21 protein-coding genes are annotated in these 21,358 nt (G+C 36.5%); 5 read left to right on the forward strand and 16 right to left on the reverse strand.

Going from position 1 to position 21,358, the window contains the following annotated elements; genetic code table 11:
• Positions 1-88 precede the first annotated feature (88 nt).
• The 3 genes from JNUCC41_RS22375 to JNUCC41_RS22385 all read right to left on the reverse strand — a co-directional run bounded on the left by JNUCC41_RS22375 (position 89) and on the right by JNUCC41_RS22385 (position 4,733).
• Positions 89-1,408 carry a UDP-glucose dehydrogenase family protein gene (locus JNUCC41_RS22375; RefSeq protein ID WP_192204906.1) on the reverse strand — a complete coding sequence of 440 codons (1,320 nt, stop codon included), beginning with the start codon at positions 1,406-1,408 and terminating at the stop codon, positions 89-91.
• 1 nt (position 1,409) lies between these two features.
• Positions 1,410-2,315 carry a UTP--glucose-1-phosphate uridylyltransferase GalU gene (gene galU / locus JNUCC41_RS22380; RefSeq protein WP_192204907.1) on the reverse strand — a complete coding sequence of 302 codons (906 nt, stop codon included), beginning with the start codon at positions 2,313-2,315 and terminating at the stop codon, positions 1,410-1,412.
• 1,821 nt (positions 2,316-4,136) lie between these two features.
• Positions 4,137-4,733 carry a serine/threonine protein kinase gene (locus tag JNUCC41_RS22385; protein WP_192204908.1) on the reverse strand — a complete coding sequence of 199 codons (597 nt, stop codon included), beginning with the start codon at positions 4,731-4,733 and terminating at the stop codon, positions 4,137-4,139.
• A gap of 352 nt (positions 4,734-5,085) precedes the next feature.
• Here JNUCC41_RS22385 and JNUCC41_RS22390 point away from each other — a divergent pair, with 352 nt between their 5' ends.
• From JNUCC41_RS22390 to JNUCC41_RS22405, 4 genes are all read left to right on the forward strand, one after another.
• Positions 5,086-5,559, forward strand: a complete 474-nt coding sequence (locus JNUCC41_RS22390) for an NUDIX hydrolase (protein WP_192204909.1) — start codon at positions 5,086-5,088, stop codon at positions 5,557-5,559.
• Positions 5,559-6,647: a glycosyltransferase gene (locus tag JNUCC41_RS22395; protein WP_192204910.1), complete on the forward strand. Its 1,089-nt coding sequence runs from the start codon at positions 5,559-5,561 to the stop codon at positions 6,645-6,647. The genes JNUCC41_RS22390 and JNUCC41_RS22395 overlap by 1 nt, the downstream gene beginning before the upstream one ends.
• Before the next feature lie 554 nt (positions 6,648-7,201).
• Positions 7,202-7,990, forward strand: coding sequence for a HipA family kinase (locus JNUCC41_RS22400; RefSeq protein ID WP_192204911.1), 789 nt, complete (start codon positions 7,202-7,204; stop codon positions 7,988-7,990).
• 1,076 nt (positions 7,991-9,066) lie between these two features.
• A complete protein-coding gene (locus JNUCC41_RS22405; protein ID WP_192204912.1) occupies positions 9,067-9,711 on the forward strand; it encodes a 2OG-Fe(II) oxygenase in 645 nt (214 codons plus the stop codon).
• A gap of 178 nt (positions 9,712-9,889) precedes the next feature.
• Here JNUCC41_RS22405 and JNUCC41_RS22410 read toward each other — a convergent pair whose 3' ends face one another.
• The 8 genes from JNUCC41_RS22410 to JNUCC41_RS22445 all read right to left on the reverse strand — a co-directional run bounded on the left by JNUCC41_RS22410 (position 9,890) and on the right by JNUCC41_RS22445 (position 15,875).
• Positions 9,890-10,669 carry a hypothetical protein gene (locus JNUCC41_RS22410; protein WP_192204913.1) on the reverse strand — a complete coding sequence of 260 codons (780 nt, stop codon included), beginning with the start codon at positions 10,667-10,669 and terminating at the stop codon, positions 9,890-9,892.
• A gap of 627 nt (positions 10,670-11,296) precedes the next feature.
• Entirely contained in the window at positions 11,297-11,722 is a 426-nt protein-coding gene (locus JNUCC41_RS22415; protein ID WP_192204914.1) for a VOC family protein, read from the reverse strand.
• A 437-nt stretch (positions 11,723-12,159) separates the two neighbouring features.
• Complete coding sequence (locus JNUCC41_RS22420; protein WP_192204915.1) at positions 12,160-12,588, reverse strand: DoxX family protein; 429 nt, start codon at positions 12,586-12,588, stop codon at positions 12,160-12,162.
• A gap of 69 nt (positions 12,589-12,657) precedes the next feature.
• Entirely contained in the window at positions 12,658-13,512 is an 855-nt protein-coding gene (locus JNUCC41_RS22425) for a M56 family metallopeptidase (protein WP_192204916.1), read from the reverse strand.
• Positions 13,512-13,928, reverse strand: a complete 417-nt coding sequence (locus tag JNUCC41_RS22430; protein ID WP_192204917.1) for a BlaI/MecI/CopY family transcriptional regulator — start codon at positions 13,926-13,928, stop codon at positions 13,512-13,514. The genes JNUCC41_RS22425 and JNUCC41_RS22430 overlap by 1 nt, the downstream gene beginning before the upstream one ends.
• Positions 13,929-14,176: 248 nt before the next feature.
• Positions 14,177-14,857, reverse strand: a complete 681-nt coding sequence (locus JNUCC41_RS22435) for an NAD(P)H-binding protein (protein WP_192204918.1) — start codon at positions 14,855-14,857, stop codon at positions 14,177-14,179.
• A 73-nt stretch (positions 14,858-14,930) separates the two neighbouring features.
• Positions 14,931-15,500 (reverse strand): histidine phosphatase family protein, encoded by a 570-nt coding sequence (locus JNUCC41_RS22440; protein ID WP_192208288.1) that lies wholly within the window; start codon positions 15,498-15,500, stop codon positions 14,931-14,933.
• A 27-nt stretch (positions 15,501-15,527) separates the two neighbouring features.
• Entirely contained in the window at positions 15,528-15,875 is a 348-nt protein-coding gene (locus JNUCC41_RS22445; protein ID WP_370662545.1) for an avidin-fold protein, read from the reverse strand.
• A 242-nt stretch (positions 15,876-16,117) separates the two neighbouring features.
• Here JNUCC41_RS22445 and JNUCC41_RS22450 point away from each other — a divergent pair, with 242 nt between their 5' ends.
• Positions 16,118-16,639, forward strand: coding sequence for a DUF2179 domain-containing protein (locus JNUCC41_RS22450; protein WP_034306915.1), 522 nt, complete (start codon positions 16,118-16,120; stop codon positions 16,637-16,639).
• A 41-nt stretch (positions 16,640-16,680) separates the two neighbouring features.
• On the opposite strand, the gene JNUCC41_RS22455 is transcribed toward JNUCC41_RS22450, so the two are convergent.
• The 5 genes from JNUCC41_RS22455 to glgA form a co-directional block, all read right to left on the reverse strand.
• The gene (locus tag JNUCC41_RS22455) at positions 16,681-16,959 is read right to left on the reverse strand and encodes an HNH nuclease-like protein HlpB (RefSeq protein ID WP_192204919.1); all 279 of its coding nucleotides are present in this window, start codon (positions 16,957-16,959) and stop codon (positions 16,681-16,683) included.
• A 15-nt stretch (positions 16,960-16,974) separates the two neighbouring features.
• On the reverse strand, positions 16,975-17,379 hold the full coding sequence (locus tag JNUCC41_RS22460) for a cytosolic protein (RefSeq protein WP_192204920.1): 405 nt from the start codon (positions 17,377-17,379) through the stop codon (positions 16,975-16,977).
• A gap of 63 nt (positions 17,380-17,442) precedes the next feature.
• Entirely contained in the window at positions 17,443-18,198 is a 756-nt protein-coding gene (locus JNUCC41_RS22465; RefSeq protein ID WP_192204921.1) for an exodeoxyribonuclease III, read from the reverse strand.
• A 75-nt stretch (positions 18,199-18,273) separates the two neighbouring features.
• Positions 18,274-19,779, reverse strand: a complete 1,506-nt coding sequence (gene cls, locus JNUCC41_RS22470; protein WP_192204922.1) for a cardiolipin synthase — start codon at positions 19,777-19,779, stop codon at positions 18,274-18,276.
• 129 nt (positions 19,780-19,908) lie between these two features.
• Positions 19,909-21,345 (reverse strand): glycogen synthase GlgA, encoded by a 1,437-nt coding sequence (gene glgA / locus JNUCC41_RS22475; RefSeq protein ID WP_192204923.1) that lies wholly within the window; start codon positions 21,343-21,345, stop codon positions 19,909-19,911.
• Positions 21,346-21,358 lie beyond the last annotated feature (13 nt).

Below are 21,358 nucleotides of genomic sequence, written 5' to 3' on the forward strand. Positions count from 1 at the left end.
CAAAGGTGCTGTATTGCCAATATGACCCGAATATATGTCTTTAAAGAATCATGTTCGGATTAATGAAGTGTTAGTAAATGTTTTCTCTTTATGTCATATCAATAACAATTGCTGGTCTTCCTATTGGATAATATTCAATTTTCTTGCACGCTCTGATTCGATCTTCTTCAAGACAATTTCTGCCATCAAAAACAATCGGTTGTCTCATTCTATTCATCAATGTGTCCACGTCTAATTGTTTAAACTCATTCCATTCGGTAACAATAAATACAGCATCCGCACCCACTGTCGCTTCGCGGACCGAGCTGGCAAATCTAATTGTATCCCCTAATATCTTCTTCGCATTGTCTATTGCCACCGGATCATAAGCTACCACTTCTGCTCCAAGTTTGGTTAAAGAACGTGCAATTTTGATGGATGGAGCTTCCCTCATATCGTCTGTCTCTGGCTTGAAAGCAAGACCAAGCATTGCAACTTTTTTCCCTTTTAAATCCCCAAAGCGATTTATCGCTTTCGTTACAAGAAGTTCTTGCTGAAAATCATTAATCGCTACTGTTTCTTTTAATAGGGAAAAATCTACTCCATTTAACTTTGCAGTATGAAGCAACGCTTTAACATCCTTTGGAAAACAAGATCCGCCATAACCAATACCTGGCTGTAAAAAAGCTTCTCCAATCCTTTTATCTGTTCCCATTCCCTTTGCTACATCTTTAACATCTGCACCTACTACTCCGCATAAATTGGCAACTTCATTGATAAAGCTAATCTTAGTAGCCAAAAAGGCATTAGAAGCATACTTAATCATTTCTGCACTTCTAATACTGGTTAGTATAAATGGTACATTTAACGGACGATACATTTCTTGGACTTTCTTAGCCGCCTCATCATTTTCAGAACCGATGATGATTCTATCTGCCTTCATCGTATCCATAACGGCCGATCCTTGTCTTAAAAATTCAGGATTTGAAACCATATTAAAGGTGACCCTTTCGTTACAGTGTTCTTCCATAATTTTTTTAATATAATCATTCGTACCAACTGGCACAGTACTCTTTATAACGACTACTGAACTCTGCATTAGTTTCGCGGCAATATCCTTCGCGGCTTGCACAATATACGATAAATCTGCTCCCCCATCCTCCATTTGCGGTGTACCTACGGCAATGATGATGATCTCGGCACCATTTAGCGCCTCTCGATGATTTGTTGTAAACAGCAGTCTGCCCGCTGCGGCATTTTGAGTAAGCAAACTCTCAATGCCCGGTTCATATATTGGAGAAATCCCTTGACGTAAACTTTTAATTTTCTGTTCATCTGTATCGATACAAATGACACTATGCCCTATTTCGGACAAACAAACTCCTGTGGAAAGCCCGACATAACCTGTACCCAAAACGGCTATTTTCATATTATTCAAGCTCTCTCTTTATAATCTGAAGGTTTTCTTTCTTATTTACATCCCTTATATGAGAAAGTACCTCATCTCTTATATCATCCCTGCGTAAAGCAAAGTCGATTGTTGCTTTAATGAATCCAACTTTATCACCAATATCATATCGGTTTCCCTCAAAGTTATATGCTAATACGGCCTGCTGCCTATTTAGCTCATTTATGGCATCAGTAAGTTGTAATTCATTACCATGTCCAATCGGAAGCTTTGATAGCGTTTCAAAAATCTCAGGTCTAAAAACATAACGCCCCATTATCGCATATGTGGAAGGAGCCTCTTCCCTTTTCGGTTTTTCCACCATAGAATCAATATGAAAAAGGTTAGGCTCAACCATTGTCCCTTTTGGCTTAATAATTCCATATTTACTGACATCCTTTTCCGGTACACTCTGAACAGCTACGACGGAACTGTTGCAATACTCAAAAACACTGATGATTTGTTTCAGACAGGGTGTATTAGACATAACGATGTCATCTCCTAACAAAACAGCAAAAGGTTCATTTCCAATGAAGCTTTCAGCACAGAGAATTGCGTGCCCTAATCCCATCGGTTCCTTTTGTCGGACAAAATAGATATTTGCCATACTTGATATTTTCTGAACTTCCTCTAAAATATCCAGCTGATTTTTTCTTAAAAGTGCATCTTCCAACTCATAGGATTTATCAAAATGATCCTCTATTGACCTTTTGCCTCTACCGATTATGATAATAATTTCCTCTATACCCGAAGCTACTGCTTCTTCAACAATATATTGAATCGTTGGTTTATCAACAATCGGCAGCATTTCCTTAGCCTGAGCTTTTGTTGCAGGCAAAAATCGGGTTCCAAGGCCTGCGGCCGGAATAATGGCCTTTCGGATTTTCATAAGCTGCCTCCTTTGTCATTCATTAATCCTTTATATGCATCAGGACAACTTCCGGTCTAGTTAGTAGCCCAATTAGTCCATTTTTATTTAACAGGGACCAGTAGGCTATACATGCAAGCATCCCATACTGGCTGTAGCCGGGCGTCACAACCAGTCGGTTTGTGCCAAATTTAAAACTACATTTACACTTTTTATGCAATGGACATAAACAGATTGGATAAACCATTATGTGGGCTTGCGGCATTGACGATTTTCCTTTTTTCTTTCTTTGAAAAACTCCAGCCGTCAGAAACGAAGGCAACAATTTCTTTGATTAATATAATGGGTATCGCAAGTCCCGTTTTAAGTGACTAATTAATATGGGTTTTATACCTTTTAGTTCCACTTTTCATCAATGATGGACTGTATTCACGTTTTTTTAAGGGGGGGAATTTTTACAATTTAATTCTTAATCTAATATTTGATAAAACAATAAAAAGGGGAGGTCTATTCCCCCCCCTACATTCTTAATTAAAATGTTCAGGCTTGATAACTAAGAGTACGAAATATGTTGGAATGGATATACTTTAGACAAATTTATTAACTATCTCCTAGTCAATGAAGGGACAACAATTGATCCACCGTAATCAAAGAAGTCACTAGTTGTTGTGTCCTACAAATTAAAGCTTCTTTCGCCTCAGAATTGTTGCTGGAAGCGAAGTCTAATTCTTCAAGAGTAATAGAAGCCAAAAAGAGCGGTACAGTCTTAGGAGTAATGGGGAAATGGTTGGTGCAATATTAGAGATTTTCGGAAAAAAAATGACCTATCTTTTTATTTAGGAATCCATACATGAGTACTTTGTTGTTCTTCTTGACAGAGATCTTAAATAGATAAACCAGTATTCAACACACCTTTGAATGACTGAGCGTTTGTCATGTATGGCCGTTAAACTTACCCACCTTGTTAAAAAAAAACACTTTATAAAAGGAAAAATCGTTATCCGATTGTAAAAATACAATTTTACTATAATTGTAATTCATCCTAAAACTGTCGTTTTATTCGTTACAGTATATAAGACTTGACTACGGGTTTGGGACATCTTCTACTGACCACACCATAGATTCCAGACGTTAAAACAAAAAACAAAATCTCCGTGACGATGAAGGCAAAATGGAAAAAATTCGCGACATGAATATCGCGAATTTCTTCCTGAAGGTCTATGACTTTATGAAAAACGTATAGAGCCCTATCTCATACCCATTTAAGAAAGCGACATCCCATTTTATCCAGCCCTGGCCTATCAGCAGCTAAATTAGACCGTAGAGTTCGTTGGCGCGGAACATGTCGGCAACCATTACCTTTCGGAAAAAAATAAGCTATTGGTTTTACAAAGCCGCTAAGGATATTGCCATGCTACAACCGATCCTGCATCATTCTCATCCATTTTCACTCTACGCTACATAGATATTACCGAAGAGCAATGCACTAAATACATTTAGCGTTTTTTAAAAAAATAAAACAGGATTCAAAACGTTCGCACTTTTACGAACGTTAACAATTGCTGTTTGGGAGAAACGCCTCCTTTCCGAACGTGTACATTACGAATGGGAGTAACAAGGCATACTGCGCATTTCGCAAATTTTATAGTCTAAGAGAATTCCATCATAATAAGTCGAACTCCATTACGTGAAAGAATCGACTTTATTCCTTTAGCTTTTCCGCCTGTACAACATAATTGGTTTTGTTATGCATTCATCATGAAATTCGTATACCATACTTGCACAGGTTCGAGCCTTTTCGGAAGACAGTTCCCCATATTGTCCTACTATCGGATAGTTTTCCTATATCGCATTGAAATCAATATTTTTCTGCCATTCTTCATATGATTCAGGATCGATTTTCTTTGCTTGTTTCAGGAATGTATCCAATAACCCCAATTTCTTTAGATCACGAAACATCTTCGGATTATATGGATCATTCATTGTGAGGCCATCTGAATGATCGATTGCTTTCAGCACATTTCCCTTTGTTACAACAAAATGTCCGATTGAGGTCTTGATTCTACTAAATCCAACTCTCTTTAGTTCCTTTCGAATCATTATGATTTGTTCTGTAAACGATTCGGGAATATCCTGCTTTCCTTTCAAATAATCTTTTAGATTGGGACCTTTTAAATACTCCATAATTACATAGTTTGGTCCGACTTCATATAACCTCGGAACAACATGAGTTTCCATTGCTGCTTCAAGTGCTTTCCCCTCTTTAGTTGCTGCATTCGGATTGACATAAATTTTCACGCAAAGATCTTCATCAAGTTGAAAAACTGCACCTTGACTTCCTTTCCCAATTAGTTTCAATTTGGTTGGATTATGAATAATAAGTCCCTTTTTACCGTTATTTTCTATTCTCTCAACCTTTATTGATTTAAAATCATCCATTTAATCTTTCACCTCTTATCTTTTATAACCATAATCTATGATATGAAATACTCGATTAGTTGCTTTAGGTTAATAACACTTTTTCACATAATAAGGTCATACCCTCCTTTACTGGGTTTTTATGGACAAGAAGGAGCCTATTAGCAATATGGGCCTAATTCGATTCGCATTATGAACGATTTCCGGGCAATTCTCCAGTATCTTCTGCTCATATACGTATAATTAAAAAGAATTTCACAAAAAAACACTGAAATATATGTTCTTGTCCGTTTCAAATTATTTCATTTTGAATTTAATAAAGAAGAAGAATGACCAGAAAGAAAATGATCAATGATCAGAAAGGGGACTTGAGATGGGATACATTGAAGATTTACGTGCTCTTGTTGGTACCAAAGCTTTGATACTTACTGGGGTTACCGTTTTGGTTATCGATCAAAACAGCCGTTTTCTGATGGTACAATCTGATGAAATATGGAAATTGCCGGGCGGTTTTATCGAATTAGGAGAATCTGCGGAAGAGGCATGCAGACGTGAAATCTTGGAGGAAACGGGAATTAACATCGGTAACCTTCAATTAATTGGTGTCTTTTCAGGGAAGGACTATTTTACGAAGCTGCCTAATGGTGATCAATACTATCCAGTCAACATTGCTTACGTGACCGAAGACATACTCAGCGGAGATTTAAAACCTGATGATATGGAAATACAAAAGGTTCAATTTTTTAAATGGTCCGCCTTTCCGAAAGAATTAACTGAACGAGATCGACAAATATTTCAAAGTTTTATCGAAAACTTGATTTCAATGGGAAGGAAGGGATCGAAGTAATGAAGACCATCGCTTTTTACATTAGAGAACCTATTAAAATAAATCAAGGATTCATGTACAATCAGATCATTATGTTGGATCAATATCGGCCTATTGTAATAGGACCTTACCCAAATAGCGACAATGTTCAATATCAGTTTGAACATTATTTTAATTTAAACGAAATCCAAGACCTTGGATCCTTCCTTAAGGAGCAAAATGTCGTGGCGATTCACGCTCACCAAGGGAAACATTCCACTGATATTTTACCAACAGCTATAGAGTATGATATTCCTTTGATTGTACATTTCCGGGGACGTGATTCATCCACTCAAACCTATAAGAGATTTCGCAAAAATGTCCTCCGATATCAAAATTTAGTAAAACAGGGAGCCGGCTGCTTTGCCGTTTGTCATTTTCTTGCAGATGAACTAAAAAAATTAGGATTTAAAGAAGATAAAATACATGTATTATATGGCGGTCTAGATTTAGATTTATACCCATATGTCCAACGTTCCCTACCTGAAGAAGGTGAAATCCGAATCTTGTCTGTGGCCAGGCTTGTCGAGAAGAAAGGATTTTTTACGCTTTTGAAGGCTTTTCAACGGATTCATCAAGAATACCCAAGAACGACACTGCACATCATTGGGACAGGCAAAGATGAAGAGAAGCTAAGAGTTTTCATTGATGAAAACCATTTAAACGAACATGTTTTTCTTAGGGGACCAATGGATTCCAATCAAATTTCTAAGGAATTAAAAGATTCCCATCTCTTTTGCCTTGCCAGTGAAACAGGCGAAGATGGCGATGTAGAAGGAATCCCAAATGCATTAAAAGAAGCCATGGCAAGCGGTTTACCAGTCATCTCCACCTTTCATGGAGGGATCCCGGAATTGATTGAGCATAAAAAAACAGGATACCTTGTTCCTGAGAAAGATGATATAAAACTGGCTCAAGGTATAAAATATTTCCTGAATCATCCAAGAGTATGGAAGAGGTATACCAGAAGTGCAAGACAGGTTATTGATGAAAACTTTGATTTAAAAAAACAAATCATCGAACAACAAAGGCTATACAGCTTAATGGAAAAAAATAACGGAGTTAATTGACATAGTCAAAGTAAATGATTAGGTGCTCAGTAAATCAGCGATGTTCCTTCCCTCCTTTTGTCCCCCTCGGACTAGTAATTCATAAAAAGTACTCCTGAATCACATTCCAAAAAATACAAATTAGGTTCAGAATGCCAATACGCAAGATCGGACCATAAGCATTTTCGTTGTAGTACGGGAAGGCGGCTATTTTGTCCATTTTATTGATCATGGAACATGTTAGGGAGGATGTCATTGTTCTGATAAAACGCTTACACAGCATCTGAAATATGATATCCCTTACAAATAAAGAAACCGATGGGGCTTCACTATGCTAAATGAAGAGGGTTTTACAATTCCAGAAAAAATTGTGCCCCTTCCATACGAATTAACTGCAAACCATCCCTGTAAAGGGCGGGTTCCCGAAGGAGTAAAGTGAAGCGCTGTACAAATTTCTTTTAGAACAAAAGGTCATATACCGAATCTTATAACCAATTTGATCGAACAATGCAAGAGCTGTAATAAAAAAGACCAGGTAAAAGCTAGACAAATTTTTTTAAAGGAGACAAAGTGATATGACAAAATATCCTGTTCGATATGTACAAACATTAAGGGGCGGAACCGCACATGTCATTCTTTTCAGTGATGGTAAAGAATATGTTGTGAAGTGGTTCGATATTAAGAAAGAAAGAGAAAAAGAAGTGGTCAATGAATACCTGATCGGCAAATTGGCAGAGCTCCTTTCACTTCCCGTTATCCCATTCGATCTAGTATATATACCGGAAGAATTTATCAAGAAAACTCCTGAATTACAATCCACTATATACGATTATAGATCTGGATACCAATATGGCTGTGTTTATATTAAAAACAGTACAGTTTTCGAAAATGTTAGACAGAACCTTCCCACTAAGTCGGATGTTAAAAACCGAGATATGCTAGCCGGTATAACGGTATTCGACCAATGGGTAAATAACTCTGATCGAGGAACGATGAATGTCATATTGGAAAATCTAAGTAATGGCGGCTATTATGTCCATATGATTGATCATGGCAGAGTTTTTCCGGGACGTTACAATTGGTCAGCTAAAACGCTAAGTGAAACACCGGTATATAACTACCATTGGCCTTTTTATAAATGGGCCTTCTCCCTTCTCGATGATCACACAGAACTTACATCGTTTATAGAAAAGATAGTGAAATTGCCGAACAAATCGATTTATCAAGTGATTGAATCCATTCCAAAAGAGTGGAATGTGAGTAAGAAGGATAGAGATGCTCTCTACAAGTTTCTTTTAGACCAGAAAATTAAATTGCCAGATATCGTTGATCGTATCATCCAGCATCATAGCAACCCAAAATAACATTGGTTTTTCCCCTAAAAAAGTAACTCCTTATTAATTTTAATGGGGTTACTTTTTTTATCTATAAATCTTTCCATTCCATATAGAATCGAAATTCATTTCTTTCAACTCTTCCAAAAATAATGGTAATAGACCCAACTTTTTTAAACCTTTGAATATCAACTCTTGCCTGTTTCGAATTCTTGTATAGGAGCTATAATGATCAATTACTTTGAATACCTCATCATTAGTTATAATGTAGCGAAAATCGATTGCCAATCTGGTAAACTTTAAACGCTTCATTTCTTTAAGCAAAGAATTTGCCTTATCAATTTTTCGGATAAGATACCTCCAGACCTAAATATTGGAATAAAGTTGCCCCCTCAAGATATTCCATAATAATATAGTTTTGCCCCAGTGAAATAGTGGAAGACTCTTGTGCTATTTTCAATACATCCACCGTTTTAACGAGATATTCTTGTTTTGCATTTATTTTTACACATTTGTTTGGAGAAATTTTAAAAACAGCCCCTTGCGCCCCCCTTACCAATCAGCGAAGACGAAGTTGGATTTTTTTATTACATCTACTTTTTAATCCCTTCAGTAACACATAGATTTAAATTCCTTCACTTCCTTCACATTTCCTCATCCATTACTTTTTTTCTTTTTCTCTAATTTTCTTGAAGAGCTCATTACGAAAGGAAGCACCTTTTTGAAAAGTCCTTCTATAATGGAAGAAGAATGATAAAACTTGCTCAAAAGTATGTGTAAGTAAGCGTCATTTCATTTTTTTTGAACAGAAGGAAATAAATTCACGTAAGGATTTTTGTAAAAATGCACACATGAATATCTATTCTAAGAGACTTGTGCATATTGTGAGCTTACTATATTTTATATAAAAGATTAGAGCATGATATGGTCAAGCGCCAGTTCACCAGTAATTTTAACCGGTCCACCTCATAATCGGAGCACTGTTAGCAAGAATTAAGAAACAGTTATATAACAAGGCTCGTGGTATAATTAACATAGTAAAATGCTTACAGTAGCAATTCAAACTAATTGTTCGGAAAATTCTTTCTATTGGGAGTCGATGAAAGTTGACAGTGGAAAATAAAATAAGTAAAGAACAAACTATCTTTAATCATATTGGTAATAAAATCAAAACAGAAGATCGAGAAATTAATGTTATTGCTAGATTAGATGAACCACTAATTGTAATATTAGGGAATGTTTTGAGTGACGAAGAATGTGACGGACTTATTGAATTGTCAAAAGACAGAATGAATCGTTCCAAAATTGGATCTAAGCACGAAGTAAATGAGATAAGAACGAGCAGTAGTATGTTTTTTCAAGAAAATGAATATGATATCATTACCAAAATTGAAAAAAGGATTTCAACCATCATGAATATACCCATTGAACATGGAGATGGTATTCAAGTTCTTAAATATACTCCTGGGCAAGAGTATAAAGCTCATTTTGATTTTTTTACATCCCCAAGTATATCAGCAAAAAATAATAGAATTAGCACAATCATCATGTACTTAAATAATGTGGAGCATGGAGGGGAAACTTTTTTTCCTAAACTGAATTTTTCAGTATCCCCGCAAAAGGGAATGGCTGTGTATTTCGAATATTTCTATAACGACCAAAATCTAAACGAACTGACTCTACACGGTGGAGCACCCGTTATCACTGGGGAAAAATGGGTTGCAACACAATGGATGAGGAGACAAAAGTAGTCTGCAGATTGATAATGTGTAAACGGCAGCCTTTAAAAGCCTCAATTTTAGGTGCCTTTGTTCATTAGGCACCTATTTCATTAGGATAATGTTCATTAAAAAACGATGAAATCACAAAAAGAATGATCAATAATACACTGGTTGGTCTCTTTGAACTCAAAATTTCTGAGCACACTATTCATTTACCCTTAGTACTTTTTCTAAAATTATCGTAATCGGTCTTAATGTAATGAAATACCTTCGCGTTGCCATTATGGTCAGGATGGGTTATTTTTAATAACCCTTTATATTCTGCCAATACTTCTTTATTGCTCGCCGTTTTTGAAAGCCCTAATTTTTCACTATAATCATTTGACTGAGTAGTGGACTCAATATTGTAATTGTTTCTGAAATTTTCTTTTAATTTTATCAATTCATTACGTAATTCAATATTTTCTTTTAATAAATCCTTTGTTTCATTTTGTAATTCACTTTTCTCATTCTTTAGAATGGCAACTTCCTTTTTGAACATATCCCTCTGCTGAATCAATATTCTTTTTGCAGTCTCATGAAGTTCTTCAATACCTTCTATATGCTTTTCTTGAGCTTGTATTTTTAATTTTAATCGGTGTATGATTTCGTCCTTATTTTGATCTATGATATCATTTATAGCCAGCTTTGCAGCTGAGTCATCGTTTATGTATCCATTGTTCCTCTTTCCGCTTCCAGAGTATTTAATCTTACCTTCGCGAAGCCAGCGACTTACAGTTTGTACACTATTACTTTCTGTTACTCCTGCATCTTTTAACATTTCAAATGCTTGATCTGTGCCATCCATTATGTATCCAGTATTTCTATTCTTGTTTCCTCCCTCATATTTAATCCTTCCTTCACGAAGCCAGCGTCTAACAGTTTGTATGCTGCTACTTTCTGTTACTCCTGCATCCTTTAACAGGTCGAAAGCTTGATCTGTGTTCACATTGTTCCCCCTTTCCCCTAATTACGCAATGTAATGTTAATCGAATGCTATTAGCCTATTAAAAGGAATGTATTTTACAACGAATGCGACTAATTTGTATGTCAATGTTTTAAATAATAGCATAGCCATTATCTAAACAAAGAACAAATAGATGAAGAATGTATGACGAATATCACAGAGAGATAACGATAAGGTATCAAAATTAAAAGTGCGAAACCAAAAATACATGATCGGTAACCACTAAAGTCATGATATCAATGGTGGAGTTCGGTTATTAATCGCAATATACATTCAGATTGGATCCAGGATCATGTGAAAGTGAGAATGAACGCTACATTATACATAAACATGATGTTATCACATGCTATGCTACCTTGCGGGATGATCTTTGGCTGCATATAAAAAGAGATAAAAAGTCATACCAATAATCTAATAAGGAATACCGCAAGCAAAACGTGGATTTACAGCGTTTAAGGAAGTTCCAATATTAAAAATCCCAATCTCTCATAGATATAAATGAGAAATTGGGATTTATTTATTCATCAATTACGATTTACGATTTAAGTTGCAACTAAAAGACTCTAAAACAGCCGCTTTTCCATGTTGATATGATTTAACAAAAGAAAATTATTGTTGACCCTCTGTATAAATTTGAAAGGTTACACCGAATTTATCTGATACAATCCCATAAGCAGGGCTGAAAAAAGCTTCCTGCAGCGGCATTTTCACTTCTCCACCTTGCGACAAAGTTTCAAAGATTCGTTTTGATTTTTCAATATCATTAATGGAAATACAGATCGTGACTTGATCTCCAGATTGACTGGTTTGACCTGGAAACGTATCGGAAAACATGAGGTCCGTTTCCCCAACTTTTAACATTGCGTGTGCCACAAGATCCTTTGCTTCTTCTGGCAGAGGAAATTCTAGGTTTTCTGGCATTTCCCCAAAAGTTTGATTAAAGACGATTTTTGCATCTAATGCTTTTTCGTAAAATTGGATTGCTTCCTTTGCATTTCCATTCATCATTAAATATGGAGATAATCGCATTGTCATAATTAAATAGCTCCTTTTGCTTTGATTTTTTTACAAAGCTTGAGAAATTTCCAAGCTTCCTATAGAACTGGTCAGTGACAATAACCACTATACCATTATTACCCATGATTGCATTTTATAACAAGGAACATGTGTTCGTCAACGAGAATTTACTGAAAACTATCCATTTTTTTGTTAACGATTGAATTGAAATTTCCAAGGTGTTTGGTCCGGGCTTGCATTATTGTCATTTCGCAAAGTATTTTACGATAATGCAGTCATGGAAAACTACTTTCGATTACCAAAATCTGCTTTGACTTATTATCGGTTTTTCACCATGAACCATTTCAAACAAGAATAAGGTGAAAAGAAAAAGGCATGCCCCCAGTAGATTGCTGGTTTCATGCCTCAAGACTGTTTAAAAAGTGTTTAATTTTTTAGGATATCGTTTGTTTTAATTAAATTGCTATCATTTCTGAATCTTGTCCTTTTTTAAGGTTTGGTAATTTAGAGTCTATAGATAGGAATCGGCTTCCATTCATAACTAGGTGAAGTGCAATAATCATAAGAACGAGATCCAGTTCGTACCCAGTACCTTCTCCATTCCCCATAAAACCTGCTGGGAATTTCACATAAACAATTGCACCAGCCATGATGAAAACAAGGAGGGCAGAAATTATTCTTGTTCCAAGTCCTATAATTAAGGCAATTCCTCCAACCAATTCAATAATACCTACTACATAGCCCATAAATCCTGGAATGCCTATACTTTGAAACCATCCTGCAGTGTTATCCAATCCGCCTTTGAATTTTGACAAACCATGCATGAAGAATGAAGTTCCCAACATAACTCTTAATAAAAAGGTACCGATTTCTTGTTTATTCATGACAAATCTCCTTTTTTTTATTTTACACTACAAAGTGTAGTGTAAAATGGTAAAAAAATCAAGTGAAAGTCATCCGACAATCACTATGGTCATTCCCAGAAGTAAGACTAAAACATAAATAGAAACGAAAATCGTGGTAGTTTCAGCCCTCAAAGGAATTGATTGATGAGGTTCAATTAATTGCTGAAGTCTATAGTTAACTGATTCATTGGAGAAGTGGACAAGGACTGGAGAGGATTTATCAGTGCCACCATGTTTAATTAACTTCAACAAAGCGGTACTTATGCCTAATTCAGTCCCCATTTTATTAATCGCATTTTCATCGGCTGATAATTCACTTATTATTTTATAATTTTTATGACACCATTTTGTCAGTGGGACAAACCATAACCCATCTGAAATCAACTGAAGACCAAAAATTACGAGCGGATCATATTTTTTTTGGTGAAAGGCTTCATGTTCCACTACCGCTTCTAGTTCATCAAAGTCCAATAATCGAATTAAACCAGTACTGAACACAATGAAAGGCCGCCTGAAACCTAGCGTAAACGCAAGAGGCTGTTCAGCGTTCACAACTAAGATATCATTGTTGAAACGATTGAATGTTTCATTTATGGACTTTGTCATATCAACGTTTTTTGAAAGAAAAAGCTTTTGTTTAAATCTTCTGGATAAGAAATATTGCTCTGCAATTGTGAATAATGTGCTTAATATACTATAGGATATTATTATACTGAGCAGGGTGACGACCACAAAGTAGTATACTGAATCTTCCTTAAATAAACTAAAACAAAATTTAAAAAAGTTGGCTTTAATATTCACACCAAAAAATATATGTACTAAAAACGCCCCCATTTGGCACCATACTGCAAAGGCAATTAAAAGACTCAGGCTTATCACAAAATAAGACTTTCTCTTCCACATTATAATTTATCCTTTTTTAACGCTTGGATTTTTTGTTCCAATTTTTCAATCAAGCTTTGGTCAGCGTCTTTCATGGCATCCAGCATATGGCTTATGACCGCCCCACCAAATTCATCCAGCAAATTCTCAGTCAGCTTCTTTGACTGCTCTTCTAAAAACTCCGCTTTGGTCTGCACCGGGCGAAATAATGAAAGTCTCCCCTCAACCCTCTTTTCAAGAATGCCTTTTTCTACTAATCGATTCATGACGGTCATTACTGTGTTGAAATTGATAGGTTTGTCAAGTTCCAATGATTGCTGAACAGATTTAATGCTCTGTTCATCATTATCCCATAAATACTCCATGATATTAGCTTCCAATGGACCAAAGAAACGATTCAGTCCAACTTCATCATATTTAAAATTTTTAATATTCATCCTTTACCACCTCCCACTACAAATTGTAGTGGAAATCCTTGTTACTATCAAGTTTCATCCGGAAGATTACTATCACGGATTTCTATAGATTGACTTTTCAGGTCCCTACAGTTCTTGCTTTACCAAGTCCTCTGGTTCTCCACCTCCACTCCATTCCTTTTCAGCAGCAAATGATCATCCGTTTATTTTTAAAGCAGGGATAAAAATTTGCTAATAAATTAAAAAACCGAGCCTTTTGGAGGCTCGGTTCACTGATAAATAGTTTCACTTTGTGCAAGTTTCTCTATTTCATCAGAATTATAAAAATGATATCCTTTTGCCGTCGTTTGGGCCGCAGCGTACATTGCAGCAGCTACTTTGTTTGCATTTATTGCACGATATGGACGTACAGGACCCACAAAGACATATTTAGCAAAAGTACTTATCAGCCCGGAAATCTTTTCACCTGCCCTGAATTCCTGGCGTTCTCCAAGTAATAAGGAAGGGCGGAATATATGTACAGTATTCAATTCCAGGTATTTTAGTGTTCCTTCTACATCGCCCTTTACACGACTGTAAAAAAACTTTGATTTTGAATTGGCTCCCATTGCTGTTATGACGAGTAATTTTTCAGCATTCGCTGTCTTTGCCATTTTAGCTGCTTCGATAACATAGTCATAATCCACTTTGCGAAAAGCTTCCTTCGATTTAGCCTTTTTGATCGTAGTACCCAAACAAATGAATACATCGCTGACTTTGAACAAATTGTCATACTCGGATAAATTATCTAAATCCACCACATGTCCTATGCACTTGGGATCAGTGAATTTCATTTCGCTTCTAGTCAGCAGATGGATTTCACTATAGATTTTGCTGTTGCCTAGCTCTTTCACCAACTGGGTGCCGACCAAACCTGTAGCCCCTAAAACCAATGCCGTCTTATTAGTCATGATTCCCTTCTTTCTATAATTAGTACCTTACTATCAATCATATCCTTTTTAACTCTAACCAAGCTTAATAGGACTAAGATAAATGATTTACTTGATTGAAATCATCAATTATCCAAGAGTCGACTTCAAATCTAATCGTACTCAAACATGCATTGAACAATCGCATTTCGTTGGATACGATTGACTCGTTTGACATCAAACGTAAAATAAAATGAATGACGGCACCATGTGCAACAAGTATTACTTTCTTCCCAGGATACATCTTCTGAATTTCCTGGAGGCCATTCATCAGCCTTTTTCGTAAAGATTCCCGATTTTCTTGACCAGGATATTCTTTATTCACGAATGCGGACTCCCTTTCAGCTCCCGTCATTCCTTCAGCGACGCCAAAATTCTTTTCAATGAATTCCATTTTTTCAATAACCGGGACTTCAATATGATGCGAAATGATATCTGCCGTTTCCCTTGCCCTTTTTAGAGGGCTTGAAATAATTACATCCCAATCATTTTTTGACAAAAATTCACCACATTGCCGTGCCTGTATCTTTCCGAGTTCATTTAAAGGAATATCAGTCTGCCCCTGCAGTTTCCCTAGTGCATTCCAATCTGTTTGACCATGCCGCACTAAACAAATAGTAGTAATTGTCCTCAAACCCCTCTAGGTAAATTGTTATTTTTTCACTTCTTCAATGATGGAATGTCCTTCAGTCTGTTCGAGATCTGACCATTTCCATTTTTCATGCAAACGTATCCTTCCATCAGGCAACATTTCAGGGGTGGAAAGACAGCTGCCTCCTCTAATTTCCCCTTTTTCATTGATATGATTATACCTGAATTCCAGAGTTCCATCCAGATTGACAAGCCCTATTAATGTCCCTTTAACAATCTCTCCGCCCTGATAACTTGCTGTGAGAATTGAGCCTTCTTGTGAATAGTGGAAGGAAGTACTTTCTGACACTTCTCCATTTTCAGAATTGACTTTAGCTTTGAATATCCGACCATCATAATTAAACATCATCATCATTCCCCCATAAGAATTAATAAGGATAATGATACCAAACTAATTAAAAAAAGAATATTGAAAAATCTTACGGGATTTTATTTCTTTGTCGATGGAAATGACTCAAAAAATACATAATATTCCCCATTGAATTCGACTATTATATTGTGGTTAGATTATGGAAGATGTTACTTATGGAATGAATAATCCCCCAAGTTGAAACGTCTAATTAAACTGGAAGATGTTGGTGAGGTGTTCAAGTGAAAGAAATACTTCTGATTCTACTATTACAACTTATTTATGTACCGATTTATACGTTGCGAACCATTTTCTTAGTAAAAAATATTACCATACTTGCCTCGATACTTGGTATAGCAGAAATGTTAATATACGTTTTTGGTTTATCCCTAGTATTTGGCGGTGACCAAAGCATACTCGCCATGGTTGTATATGCAGTCGGTTTTGGAATCGGAATAATTTTTGGTACGAAAATTGAGCAAAAACTTGCCATCGGTTTTATTAATGTAACCGTTAATACTCAAACCAAAAATGAACATTTGGTAGATACACTAAGGAACAACGGATTCGGTGTAACTCTTTATACGGGCGAGGGCAGGGATAGCAACCGTTATAGAATGGAAATTTTGACAAAACGCAATCGGGAACAAGAACTGATAGCAACCGTTGAAAAGTTTGAACCAAAGGCTTTCATCATTTCATATGAACCACGTTATTTTAAAGGTGGGTTTTTATTGGACCGGTTGAAAAATAAAGCAAGCTGAATGAAATGCAAAAGCCCATCTTTTCAAGATGGGCTTTTGCATTATTTCGTTTTTGATTTTCTAATCTTCACAACCCTCGTTACTGGTTGTTTTTTAATCCACTTTAAGTATTTTTTTAATGCTTCATCATCTTTCAGCAATAACACGGTATTCAGTCGGAAAGCCAGCTCTCGGTTTGAATACAGGGCGTGAATCTGTTTGTGACAAGATTTACAGAGATGGGCAATGGGTAAATGGCTGCCGCCTAATTCTCTAGGTGTTAAATGATGGATGGTCCGTTCTATCTCATCCCTGTCACAAAGCTCACAAGTACCTTTCATTTCTTAACTCGTCCATTATGGCTTTACGGATTTTCCTTCTTCAACAATATGAAACATCAAATGGGCAAGATGGTGGATTGGTCCATACTCTTCATTGTCATCATCTTCTTCATTCTCCACTTCCACTTCATCCATCCCTTGTAAATAAAGTGCCATGAACTCATAAAAATCATTTTTAGTAAAGGAATAACAATCACTTGGATCCTGACTATCTTCTTCATACTGTAAAACTAGATGAGATAAATCACCCTCATCATCTTCAGCATCAAAAAAAACGAAATAGCCGATATTTGTATCCAGTTCAAATAATCTGCGAAAACCGCGTGATGTTGATTTTTCAAACTCAGCCGACGTCAATTTTTGCACTTGCATGCTGTCTACATTATCTTCCTGATGAAAGCCCACGATAAATGTGTTCATAATCTAACCTCCTGTTGAATATGGATAACCATTAGTATCCCCATTTAACCGGATTTATTCGATTTAGAGATTCGCTTCCAAGACAACCGGGCAATGATCGCTGCCCATGACATCGCAGTGAATGTTAGCCTCTATTAAGGAATCTGCCAAACGTTTTGACACAATGAAATAATCGATTCTCCACCCGATATTCCGCTCTCTCACTTTAGCCATATATGACCACCAACTATAGGCACCTTCCCGGTCCGGATAAAAATGGCGAAAAGTATCGATAAACCCTGCATTAAGTAATTCAGTCATCTTTCCACGCTCTTCAATAGTGAAACCGGAATTCCCAATATTGGTTTTTGGGTTTTTTAAATCCAGCTCAGAATGTGCGACATTAAGGTCCCCACAAAAGATAACCGGCTTTACTAAGTCCAGTTCCTTTAGATAATTTATCATCTCATCTTCCCATTCGAGACGGTAATTCAGCCTGGATAAATCCCTTTTTGCATTGGGTGTATAAACATTCACCATATAAAATTTCTCAAATTCCAGTGTTATGATCCTGCCTTCCGGCTCCTCGTTCAGCTCCCCTACGCCATATTTCACGGAAAGCGGTTTTTCCTTCGTGAAAATGGCTGTGCCAGAATATCCTTTTTTCAATGCATAATTCCAATATTGATGGTACCCTTCCAACTCAAGTGAAATCTGCCCTTCTTGTAGCTTAGTTTCTTGAAGGCAAAAAATATCTGCATCCACTTCTTTAAAGTAATCTAAAAATCCTTTTTTTACGCAAGCCCTTATTCCATTCACATTCCAGGAAACCAATTTCATATTTTCTTTAATTCTCCTTATGGCCAATTAATTTCTTTACATTTCAACTATACTATTAATCTGTTTTTTTTCCCATTAGAGTACATTCGAAAACAATCTGGCAAATGATTCTTTTGAACGCTCCAGTAAACCACGCTTGTTATACCCGATGGGATCTAATTTGTCACTATCCATCATATCCTCTTTGTAATGAATGATGAGATCTTCAATGGAATGGCTGCCCATAAGAAAGACATTGACTTCAAAATTCAGATGAAAACTTCTCATATCCATATTTGCCGTTCCTATGGAAGCCATATCACCATCAACGATAATCAGTTTCTGATGTAGAAAACCCTTTTTATACAAGTATACCTCTACACCGAATTGAAGCAGCTCCCCGAAATAGGAGCGACTCCCATATTGGGTTAAAAACCCATCATTTACTGCCGGAACCATAACCCTAACTTGTATCCCCTTAATTGCCGCATGTTTTATGGCTGCCTTAATCGCTTGATTTGGTACGAAGTATGGACTTGCAATCCAGATTGATTCAGTCGCGTTTGTGATAAGTGAAAAGTAATAATCACTCATGATTCCCTGTTGTGTATCAGGTCCGCTTGCTACCACCTGAACGGCTCCATCCCCTTGGTCCCCTTTATTCTTGAAATCTGGACGTTCTTGCAATACATCTTCCCCGCTGACATATTCCCAATCCAAAAGGAAAACAGTATGAAGCATAAATACCGCTTCACCTTTAAGTACCATATGTGTATCTCTCCAAAAACCAATGTTTTTATTTCGTCCTAAATATTCCTCCCCTACGTTTAAACCTCCAACAAAGCCAACTTCCCCATCTATGATGATGATTTTACGGTGATTCCTAAAATTAAACTTTTGATTGAAAAATCCGTGTTTCAGTGGCGAAAATGGATATGCTTTTATCCCGGCATTTTGCATCCTTTTAACTTCATTGTTTGAAAGGCTTAAACTTCCGGCAGCATCAAAAATGAATAAAACTTCCACACCATTTTTTGCTTTTTCAATAAGTATATCTATAATTTCAGTACCAAGCCTGTCGGACCGAAAAATATAATATTCAATATGGATGAATTTCTCAGCTTTTTTTAACTGTTTTATGATTTCTGTAAACGTTTCGTTACCATTTTTCAATACTTCCGTTTGCGATGAAGTACTAATGATGGTCTCAGAAGCATTTTTGGCAAAAGCCGCGAATGATTGCTGATGATTATTCAAGAATGATAAATCTGGAGATGATACCTGTGAGACAAGGCTCTTCCATTCTTCACGATCTTTTTTCCTTTTACTTCGAAATAAATACCCCTTTAAATAGAGCTGACCTGAGAATAAATAAAATACATAGCCAAATACAGGAAAAAACAAAAGCACATACATCCACAAAAGGGTCTCGTGGGCAAATCTATTTTCAAGCATGAGTGAAAATATGGTAATAAACATGACCAAAATATATAATCCAATAAAAAATAGCTTCACGTCGAAGCTTACTTGAGTGAACAGGATCATATAGATTGAAGCAATTAAAATAAATAAAAATACAAATTCCATTCTTCTTCTTTTCATCTTTTCATTCTCCTACACAGCAATATTATATATATATATCTATACATATACCCATATTTGATGGTAAAAGAAACAAAACACTTACGAAAACATTATTCGCAAGTGCTTTGTGTATTACCTATCCAATTATCACTTCAAGACAGGAATCAAACTTTCATACAGCTCAATATACTTTAAGGAAGATGATTTCCAACTGAAGTCTAACTTCATTGCATTTTCGGCCATTTTCCGCCACCTTTTCGGCTGGAATTTGTACAGACCAACAGATTGCTCAATTGTATGCAGCATATCGTGTGCATTATAATTCGTAAAACTGAAGCCATTGCCTTCACCAGTAAATTGATTATACGGTATGACAGTATCCCGAAGTCCACCAGTTTCCCTCACTAGAGGCAGTGTACCATAACGCAACGCCAAAAGCTGGCCGATACCACATGGTTCGAATTGTGACGGCATCAGGAATAAATCAGAACCTGCATATATCCGTCTTGCTAAACCCTCATCAAAGTATGTATTGACTGAAACCTGATTTGGATATTGGTCAGCTAAATGGCGAAATGCCGATTCATATTGCTCATCACCCGTACCTAAGAGAATGAATTGAACTCCTTGGTTCATCATTTCATGAAAAACATGGAGAATAAGATCAATTCCTTTTTGATCAACAAGCCTGGTTACCATCGATATAACCGGGACCCCCTCATTTACAGGAAGGCCTAACGATTCCTGTAGCAGACGCTTATTCTCCATCTTACCCTCATAGGAATCGAATGGAACAGCAATATGTTCATCTGCCGCCGGATTATATTCTTCATAATCGATTCCGTTGATAATCCCTTTAAGGTCACCATTTCTCTTACGTAAAAAACCATCGAGATTTTCTCCGAAATAAGGACTTTGAATTTCTTCCGCATAACTTGGGCTTACAGTTGTGACAATGTTAGAAAAAGCTAGGCCGCCTTTCAAATAACTTACATTTCCATGAAATTCAAGACCATCGATATTAAAATATAACTCACTCAAATCGAGTAATTCAGCTAAAACAACTTTAGGATAAACTCCTTGATAGCGTAAATTATGTATAGTAAATATCGTTTTAATATCTTGATAGAATGGATGGTTACTATAATGAGCTTTCAGCAAAACGCTGACAAGGGCCGTTTGCCAATCATGACAGTGTATGACATCCGGCTTTTCTCCTAAATAGGGTAAAGCCTCTAAAATTGCACGGGAAAAGAAGGCGAACCTCTCGCCATCATCAAAGAAACCATAACTACCATGTCTTTTGAAATAATATTCATTATCCAGGAAATAATATGTAATTCCATTAGCAACAAGTTTTTCGATGCCGCAGAATTGCTGGCGCCAACCAACAGGAACTTCAATACTCGTCATATGTTCCAATTCCTGTTTGAATTGGTCAGGAAGATCCCCATATTTAGGAAGAATGACACTTACATGGACTCCCTGTTTTTTCAGCGCTTTCGGGAGCGCTCCTATAACGTCTCCGAGCCCTCCCGTTTTTATAAAAGGGGCGCATTCTGAAGCAGCAAATACAACATTCATTGCCGCACCTCCT

The organism is Brevibacillus sp. JNUCC-41 (assembly GCF_014844095.1).
Classification (GTDB): Bacteria; Bacillota; Bacilli; order Bacillales; family DSM-1321; genus Peribacillus; species Peribacillus aracenensis.

Bases quoted from the DNA above. Each gene is read 5' to 3' on its own strand.
- JNUCC41_RS22375 (WP_192204906.1), bottom strand. From the start codon at position 1,408: ATGAAAATAGCCGTTTTGGGTACAGGTTATGTCGGGCTTTCCACAGGA.
- galU (WP_192204907.1), bottom strand. From the start codon at position 2,315: ATGAAAATCCGAAAGGCCATTATTCCGGCCGCAGGCCTTGGAACCCGA.
- JNUCC41_RS22385 (WP_192204908.1), bottom strand. From the start codon at position 4,733: ATGGATGATTTTAAATCAATAAAGGTTGAGAGAATAGAAAATAACGGT.
- JNUCC41_RS22390 (WP_192204909.1), top strand. From the start codon at position 5,086: ATGGGATACATTGAAGATTTACGTGCTCTTGTTGGTACCAAAGCTTTG.
- JNUCC41_RS22395 (WP_192204910.1), top strand. From the start codon at position 5,559: ATGAAGACCATCGCTTTTTACATTAGAGAACCTATTAAAATAAATCAA.
- JNUCC41_RS22400 (WP_192204911.1), top strand. From the start codon at position 7,202: ATGACAAAATATCCTGTTCGATATGTACAAACATTAAGGGGCGGAACC.
- JNUCC41_RS22415 (WP_192204914.1), bottom strand. From the start codon at position 11,722: ATGACAATGCGATTATCTCCATATTTAATGATGAATGGAAATGCAAAG.
- JNUCC41_RS22420 (WP_192204915.1), bottom strand. From the start codon at position 12,588: ATGAATAAACAAGAAATCGGTACCTTTTTATTAAGAGTTATGTTGGGA.
- JNUCC41_RS22425 (WP_192204916.1), bottom strand. From the start codon at position 13,512: ATGTGGAAGAGAAAGTCTTATTTTGTGATAAGCCTGAGTCTTTTAATT.
- JNUCC41_RS22430 (WP_192204917.1), bottom strand. From the start codon at position 13,928: ATGAATATTAAAAATTTTAAATATGATGAAGTTGGACTGAATCGTTTC.
- JNUCC41_RS22435 (WP_192204918.1), bottom strand. From the start codon at position 14,857: ATGACTAATAAGACGGCATTGGTTTTAGGGGCTACAGGTTTGGTCGGC.
- JNUCC41_RS22445 (WP_370662545.1), bottom strand. From the start codon at position 15,875: ATGATGTTTAATTATGATGGTCGGATATTCAAAGCTAAAGTCAATTCT.
- JNUCC41_RS22455 (WP_192204919.1), bottom strand. From the start codon at position 16,959: ATGAAAGGTACTTGTGAGCTTTGTGACAGGGATGAGATAGAACGGACC.
- JNUCC41_RS22460 (WP_192204920.1), bottom strand. From the start codon at position 17,379: ATGAACACATTTATCGTGGGCTTTCATCAGGAAGATAATGTAGACAGC.
- JNUCC41_RS22465 (WP_192204921.1), bottom strand. From the start codon at position 18,198: ATGAAATTGGTTTCCTGGAATGTGAATGGAATAAGGGCTTGCGTAAAA.
- cls (WP_192204922.1), bottom strand. From the start codon at position 19,779: ATGAAAAGAAGAAGAATGGAATTTGTATTTTTATTTATTTTAATTGCT.
- glgA (WP_192204923.1), bottom strand. From the start codon at position 21,345: ATGAATGTTGTATTTGCTGCTTCAGAATGCGCCCCTTTTATAAAAACG.